General features: G+C 39.2%; 1 protein-coding gene. It reads right to left on the bottom strand.

The window, feature by feature from the left end; all coding sequences use genetic code 11:
- On the bottom strand, nt 1–263 hold a 263-nt coding region (locus AAEY83_RS16065), incomplete at both ends, for an efflux RND transporter permease subunit (protein ID WP_351060585.1).

Below are 263 nucleotides of genomic sequence, written 5' to 3' on the forward strand. Positions count from 1 at the left end.
CTGTTGCACCTAGTAAGGGCCATTTTGTTTGCTCAACAATATTAACCGCCGCTTTGAGTTTTGTTTGCCCACGTTTAAGGTTTATTAGTATCCCTTCGGTTACAACTATTGCGTTATCAACCAGCATCCCTAGGGCAATAATAAGTGCTCCAAGCGATATGCGTTGCAAGTCGATGGCAAACAACTTCATAAATATAAACGTACCCAGTACAGTAAGCAGTAAAATACCACCAATTAAAATACCGCTTTTTAAACCCATAAAT

Source organism: Psychrobacter sp. TB20-MNA-CIBAN-0197, assembly GCF_040309765.1.
Lineage (GTDB): Bacteria > Pseudomonadota > Gammaproteobacteria > Pseudomonadales > Moraxellaceae > Psychrobacter > Psychrobacter submarinus.